The sequence below is a fragment of the Flagellimonas taeanensis genome (genome assembly GCF_003584105.1).
GTDB lineage: Bacteria > Bacteroidota > Bacteroidia > Flavobacteriales > Flavobacteriaceae > Flagellimonas > Flagellimonas taeanensis.
Window position 1 is genome coordinate 85674 of sequence record NZ_QXFO01000010.1, and the last position, 6505, is coordinate 92178.

Consider the following 6505-nt stretch of genomic DNA (forward strand, 5'->3'; position numbering starts at 1 on the left):
GCACGTAACCGAACAAACATGAAAAAAGCACTTTTTGCCAGTCTGATGATCGTATTCGTATTGGCCTGTAAAGAAAAACCTGAAGAAAAACCCATGTACACCCTTTTTGTTGGCACCTATACCGATGGTGATAGTGAAGGCATCTATACCTATACCTTCAATTCAGGAACAGGGGAGTTGACCAACCAACAGTTGGCGGCCAAGCTCACCAACCCTTCATATTTGATCCTTTCCCAAGACCATAAAAACCTATATGCCGTTCAAGAAACTGCCGATTTTGATAGCTTGGGAGGTGGGGTTACCGCTTTTACCCTGAATGATGGGGTGTTAAAAATCCAGAACAGCATGGGAACACAAGGAGCCCATCCTTGTCATGTTTCGCTTTCCGGGGATGGACATTTGGCCGTGGCCAATTATACAGGCGGCAATGTGGCCCTCTTCAACCTGAATGATGATGGCTCTTTGGGAGAACATCCGCAGATCATAGATCACAAACTTTTGGATAGCACCAAAATCTCTCATGCCCACATGGCCCAATTTACTTCTGATGGGTTGATGGTGACGGATTTGGGATTGGACGCCATTAAAAGATACAAAGAGGAAAATGGGGAATTTGTTCCTGGCCCTCAACCATCCCTACCATTCGCTGAGGGTGCCGGACCCAGACATTTCACCTTTGGTGAAGGAGAAAAGATGCTTTATGTAATCAGCGAACTGAACAGTACCATTTCCGTTTTTGAAAGAGATACGAAAGGAGACTACCAAGAAATCCAAGTAGTAAAAACGTTGGATCCCAATTATCAAGGGAACAATGCCTGTGCAGACCTTCATTTATCCCCCGATGGGAAATTCTTGTACGGTTCCAACAGGGGAGAAAATACCATTGTGATTTTTGCTGTAAATCCTGAATCTGGAACTTTGAGCTTGGTGGGAAGGGAATCCGTGCACGGGGACTGGCCCCGTAATTTTTCGATGGATCCAACAGGGGAATTTTTATTGGTGGCCAATCAAAAGTCGAGCAACATTACGGTGTTCAAAAGGGATGTGGAAATGGGGACCCTCATTTTTTTAAATGAGAACAAGTTGCCGAATCCGGTCTGTTTGGTATTTGAGTAATCGTCTCGCTGTCATTCTGAGCAATGCGAAGAATCTCTGGATTAGGTATGAGATACTTCGTCATCCCCAAGGGACTCCTGAGTATGACAAATAACGTTGAAAGAGGTTCTCGACCTTCCTGTCGGCAGGCAGGTGCAATTCCCTTCGAGAATCACCCGAACTGACCTGGAGCTATTTTTTTGATAGGAAAACAATAATACCAATCACGATCAAGCCCAACAGTACCGCAAAGAAAATCTTCCAGAAACTATAAGGCCGCGTACCTGAAATGTTTCCATTTTCCCCGTTGATGAAAAAATTATACTCCTTGCCGTTGTACCGATAGGCACTCACATAAACGGGCAATAGGATGTGTTTAAAAGTTTCTTCGGACAGTTTCATGTCCATAGAAGTGACCCTTTGGGTGTCACCCCCAATGTCCTGCATGCACCATCGGGTAGCAATGTCACGGGCGACTTCCTTGGAGTGCAGGTGGCCTTCATCCAAAGAAATGGTATATTTTTCAGTCACAAAACCGGATAGGTACCCACTATCGAACGGTTGTAGCTTTTTCAAATCCCAATAGGCAATTTTTCCAGGAATCCTCCCTGATTTTTGCTTGGATGCCTTGATCAAGGTGTCGTCCACAAACCCGGAAACTTGACCCGATGCAGGATACCAACGGGTCTTTCGGACTTGTTGGGTCACCATTTTGCCATTGGCATTCCGGACCCTTCGTGTTTCATAATAATATTCCCCACGTTGACCGATGTAAGAGGCATACAATTGTGCATCAAAGGTCCAATAGGGGAGATAGAGCCCTTTCGTAAATTGAGGGTCCAGAGCGGCCTTTTTCAAATTGTTAGGGGCAAACCACAATTGTTTCACCCAGTTCTTGAAAATGCGGAACGATTGGTTTTTGTCGATTTGAAACGGTAATACCGCCCCGGGCAAGATCCAACTTTCCTTATAGGCATCTTCCACGACCAAGGGTTGCCCGCAATACACACAATGGAGCGATTTATAGTTTTCCTCCACATGTTGGTCGGCACCACAGTTTTTGCAATGCAGCATGGAGATTTCCTCGCTATGCCTTTGCGACCCCATTTCCTTGAGATAGGGGTACAGCTCCAGTTCCTCAAAACCATTTTCCTTTTGGGCGATGCCCTCTTCATGGCCACAGTACTCACAAGTGATACTGGTGGTCCCAGGTTTGTATGTGAGTTCCGCCCCGCAATTGACGCAGGTTTTTTTGAGTTCTGATTTTTGGATGGTAGGTTCTTCCATGTTGTCATTCCCGCGAAAGCGGGAATCTAATTATTTGTTTGGATACCAAGTCGCCTTTATTTGATACGATGCATCTAACGTGCCCCTATGTCATTCTGAGCGAAGCGAAGAATCTGTTATTTACGTTTGAAAAGAGATACTTCACTTCGTTCAGTATGACAATGTAAAATTATTGTCCAGGCAATGGTGGTGGAGTATTCCCTCCTAAGAACGATTTCAGTTCCTCCACATCCTTTAAAGCGGTCCAAGCGGCCATGCCTTGTTTCCATACCAAGCTGTCCCGATTGATGGTCCTGTTGGCAAAAAGGGATTGCAATTGCTCAAAGGTTGCAGGTCCTTGCTGAGCCCCGTTCACGGCATAATAGTACAACGTCTGTGCTGGCATTGGTGGTGGAACGGCCCCGGCAGCGGGTTGTCCAGTGGCCTGTGGTGTCGCTTTCGTGGCGCCGCCCATCAGGTTCCCCATTTGTTGGGCAAGTACAAAGCCCATACCCATGCCCATTCCGGCACCAGCGGTGCCGCCTTCGTTTTGGGCGGCGGCCTCAATGGCTTTGGCTGTTTTGAACTTGGTCAATTTGTCCAGATCCAATTTATCGATTCGGCTGTATTCGAAAATCTCTTTTTTGAGTTCTTCTGGCATGGAGACGTTCTCAATGTAGAATTTCTCCAAGGAAATGCCCACCGTTTGAAATTCAGGGGCCATCACTTCGCGACAAGTATCGGAAAGTTCGGTGGTGTTGGCCGCATACAGTTCTATGGGAAGGTTGGCCTTGCCCACGGTATCGGTAAAGCGAGTGGCAATCAAGCTTTTTAAGTGCTCGTTGATTTCGAAATTGGTAAAATTGCTATCGGTGCCCACAATATCCTTGATGAACTTACCGGCATCCGAAATTTTATAGGCATACGTACCGAAGGCCCTGATCTCTACCAGACCAAATCGGTCATCACTCAGGGTGATAGGACTTTTTGTGCCCCATTTTTCATCGGTGAACAAATGGGTATTTACAAAGTAAACTTCCGCTTTAAAAGGGGAATTGAAACCGTATTTCCACCCTTTCAATGTGGCCAAAATGGGCAGGTTTTGGGTGGTGAGGTCGTAAGTGCCCGGTGTGAACACATCAGCAAGTTGCCCTTCGTTGATAAAAACGGCGGTCTGTCCTTCACGGACAATCAGTTTTGCCCCGTTCTTGATCTCGTTCTGGTAGCGCTCAAACCGATACGCAATGGTGTCGTCGGTGTAGTCGAGCCACTCAATAATATCAATAAACTCGTTGCTGAGTTTTTCCTTGATCTTTCCAAAAATATCCATGGTCTAGTGTTTTTGATTATTCTCGTTTAAAGTTAAAAAAAGTGTGGAAGGTTTCCGTTAGGTTAGTGTGAAATGAGGGGAGAATGTTACAAGATAAAAAATTACGCCTGCAGATGAGCGAGAAAAAGCGTAACCAAGAAGTTATGTTCAACAAATTTTCAGACGGGATAGATTTTACAAAAGCAGTGACTATTCCACCTTACACGAAGTATCCGCTATGATCTTCCACGCCCCATCTATTTTTTTGAGTACCAACATAAAAATACCTTGGGTATCGCCTACCGGTCTGGTCAAATGGTATTCTCCCATAACGGTATAGGCATCGTCAGTAATCTTGGATATGTCGTTGGTGACGAATTCCAAATGGCCAAAATGTTCTTGGGTCGGATAGCTTTTTTTGTATCGCTCCAAAGTCTTTTGCCAGCCTTTTACCACACCTGCGCTGCCATAAAAGGTCAACGCGTCGGATTTCCAATAGGTCTCCATGAACGATTCTATATCAAAATTGTTCCAAGCTGTTTGTTGGGTGGATAGCACTTGGGCTATAGCGGCCTTATCCTCTTGTTCTGTCGTTGTCTGTGCAATACCAAACAAGGGCAGAACAAAGAGGAGGAACAACACTTTTTTCATGTACAATATTTTTTAGAGTCAAACTAAAAATTACGGTAATCCCCGGCCAAATATTTGTTCGCCTTTTCTTCCTTGAATTGGGCGGTTTCGGCATCCCAGTGCAAGGTCTCCCCAGGGAAACGCCCGGCAATGGTTCCTAAAAGAATGGTTTCGGTCAACCGGGCCGCATAATCAAAAGGAGCGGTGGTTTCACCTTTGCCCAAACAGGCGTCCACAAACTGGTGGTAGTGTTTCGGGCCTTCGGACTCATAGTTTCGGATGGGCTCGCCCATGTTGTTGGCCGCCGATACCTTGGCAATCTCCTTGGAGATGTCCACATACTTGCCCTTCACGATCTTTTTGGGCAACTGCATGAAGTGGGGGAGCAACAACCTGCCTTTTTCCCCAACAAACATGGCACCCTGTTCCGGCAATTCGTTTTCGGCAGCTACGCCTGCATCCAGTGAAATTTTGTCCTTCACGCTCTTATCGTCCGATTTTTTGTCCTTTTTCATTTCCATGCCGGGCAGCAAAAGGTCTTCATGCATTTCAGGAGCACCTGGTCCATCATACCAGACCCATTTTAGGGATTTTCCGGTGTATTTGGTGCCGGGAAACTCATAGGTGACGGTGTTCTTTTCTGGGTAGCCAAACCCGTTGGAGGGTCGGCACTGTGTCATAATGGTCCTTGGCACGTCCAGTTCCAATGCGTTGTAAGGGGTGTCAAAAATATGCACGCCCATATCACCCAAAGTGCCACAACCATAATCCATCAACTTGCGCCAGTTGCCCGGATGGTACATATCGTCCTTGTAGGGTCTTTCCTTGGAAGTGCCCAACCAAAGGTTCCAGTCCAATTGGGTGGGAACAGGGTCTTCCCCTTGTGGCAATGGACCATCATACCCCCAGTTCTTGGGCGACCATGCATGCACGGTGTGTACCTTGCCTATAATGCCGGACTGGATCAGTAAGGTGGCCAGTTTGTAATCGTAGAAGGAGTGTACCTGGATGCCCATCTGGGTGACCAATCCTTTTTCGGCGGCCACTTTTTTCATGGCCCTGGACTCGGACACATAGTGGGTCAATGGTTTTTGACAGTACACAGGTTTGTTCATGTTCATCGCCATCAACGAAGCTGGCGCATGGGTATGGTCCGGTGTGGAAACGATCACGGCATCGATTTCGTCGCCCATTTCCTCCAACATGGCACGGTAATCAAAAAACACACGGGCACCGGGGTGCATTTTGTGTGCTGTGGACAGGTTGATGGCATCCACATCGCAGAGGGCGACCACCTCGACCGAGGCATGCGATGAAATCGCCTTGAGATCCTCCATCCCCATATTGCCCACGCCAATGTGGGCCGTTCGTAACTTTTCTTTTGGGAAACCTGCTTTTAAAATAGAAGGTGCCAACATGATCCCTAGGGCTCCCACACTGCTTTTTTTGATGAATTCTCTTTTGTTCATGGTTAGGTATTGGAGGTTATAGTTTCTTGATTTTTATGTTTCTGAACCAAATGGGGCTCGAATGGTCTTGCAAAGCGATGTAGCCCGTTTTGAATTTTCCGTAATCGGGGGCATTGTCCCATTTCCCCGAGGCCTTCTTGGCGTTCCATTCCTCGGACCACGGCACGAACTCCAACAGTTTCTTGCCATTGAGCCAGTGCTCCACCTTTTCGGGGGTGAACACGATCTTGGAAGAATTCCATTCCCCTACCGGGTTCAACTGTTTCTGGGATTCGTCCGCCACGTGCATGGCATAGTCCGCCCCTGTCCTCTGCCAGTCCTGGAGCAGCTCGGGGTGCTCGGCACCAAATTGCGAGTTGTACCCTGTCAGATCATGTATCCTGGCATAGTTCTCGTCATCGATGATCTGATATTCCGGGGCCACCACGGGGGGGCCGTCATAGCCTTCCTTCACATGGTAGAAAATGCCACTGTTGGCCCCTTCGGGGATCTTCCATTCCAGATAGAGCTCGAAATTGTCGAACTCCTCGGCACCATATATGATGTCCTTTCCACCGGTATAGTCCTGTTCCATGCCCAGTTCGGTGTCGAAGGTCAGGATGCTGTCCCTGATGGTCCATCCGGGGGGCAGGGAGTCCATGTTGTATCCTCTCCAACCTTCCAGACTGGTACCGTCAAAAAGATGGACCCATTCGGCTTTCTTCTCTTCAGGTTGGGCGGTTGTTGTTTCTTCTGT

6 protein-coding genes are annotated in these 6505 nt (G+C 47.4%); 1 reads left to right on the forward strand and 5 read right to left on the reverse strand.

Annotated elements, in window-relative coordinates:
• Nucleotides 1-18: 18 nt before the first annotated feature.
• Nucleotides 19-1116, forward strand: a complete 1098-nt coding sequence (locus D2V93_RS04760) for a lactonase family protein (protein ID WP_119618613.1) — start codon at nt 19-21, stop codon at nt 1114-1116.
• A gap of 171 nt (nt 1117-1287) precedes the next feature.
• On the opposite strand, the gene D2V93_RS04765 is transcribed toward D2V93_RS04760, so the two are convergent.
• From D2V93_RS04765 to D2V93_RS04785, 5 genes are all read right to left on the reverse strand, one after another.
• Nucleotides 1288-2382 (reverse strand): TFIIB-type zinc ribbon-containing protein, encoded by a 1095-nt coding sequence (locus D2V93_RS04765; RefSeq protein WP_119618614.1) that lies wholly within the window; start codon nt 2380-2382, stop codon nt 1288-1290.
• Nucleotides 2383-2551: 169 nt separating this feature from the next.
• The gene (locus tag D2V93_RS04770; RefSeq protein WP_119618615.1) at nt 2552-3691 is read right to left on the reverse strand and encodes an SPFH domain-containing protein; all 1140 of its coding nucleotides are present in this window, start codon (nt 3689-3691) and stop codon (nt 2552-2554) included.
• 189 nt (nt 3692-3880) lie between these two features.
• Nucleotides 3881-4321: a YybH family protein gene (locus tag D2V93_RS04775; RefSeq protein ID WP_119618616.1), complete on the reverse strand. Its 441-nt coding sequence runs from the start codon at nt 4319-4321 to the stop codon at nt 3881-3883.
• A 23-nt stretch (nt 4322-4344) separates the two neighbouring features.
• Entirely contained in the window at nt 4345-5769 is a 1425-nt protein-coding gene (locus tag D2V93_RS04780; protein ID WP_119618617.1) for a Gfo/Idh/MocA family protein, read from the reverse strand.
• A gap of 16 nt (nt 5770-5785) precedes the next feature.
• The coding region (locus D2V93_RS04785) for a 3-keto-disaccharide hydrolase (protein WP_147377364.1) at nt 5786-6505 on the reverse strand (720 nt) is incomplete at its 5' end.

Coding starts and splice junctions, on each gene's coding strand:
- D2V93_RS04760 (WP_119618613.1), top strand. CDS start 19: ATGAAAAAAGCACTTTTTGCCAGTCTGATGATCGTATTCGTATTGGCC.
- D2V93_RS04765 (WP_119618614.1), bottom strand. CDS start 2,382: ATGGAAGAACCTACCATCCAAAAATCAGAACTCAAAAAAACCTGCGTC.
- D2V93_RS04770 (WP_119618615.1), bottom strand. CDS start 3,691: ATGGATATTTTTGGAAAGATCAAGGAAAAACTCAGCAACGAGTTTATT.
- D2V93_RS04775 (WP_119618616.1), bottom strand. CDS start 4,321: ATGAAAAAAGTGTTGTTCCTCCTCTTTGTTCTGCCCTTGTTTGGTATT.
- D2V93_RS04780 (WP_119618617.1), bottom strand. CDS start 5,769: ATGAACAAAAGAGAATTCATCAAAAAAAGCAGTGTGGGAGCCCTAGGG.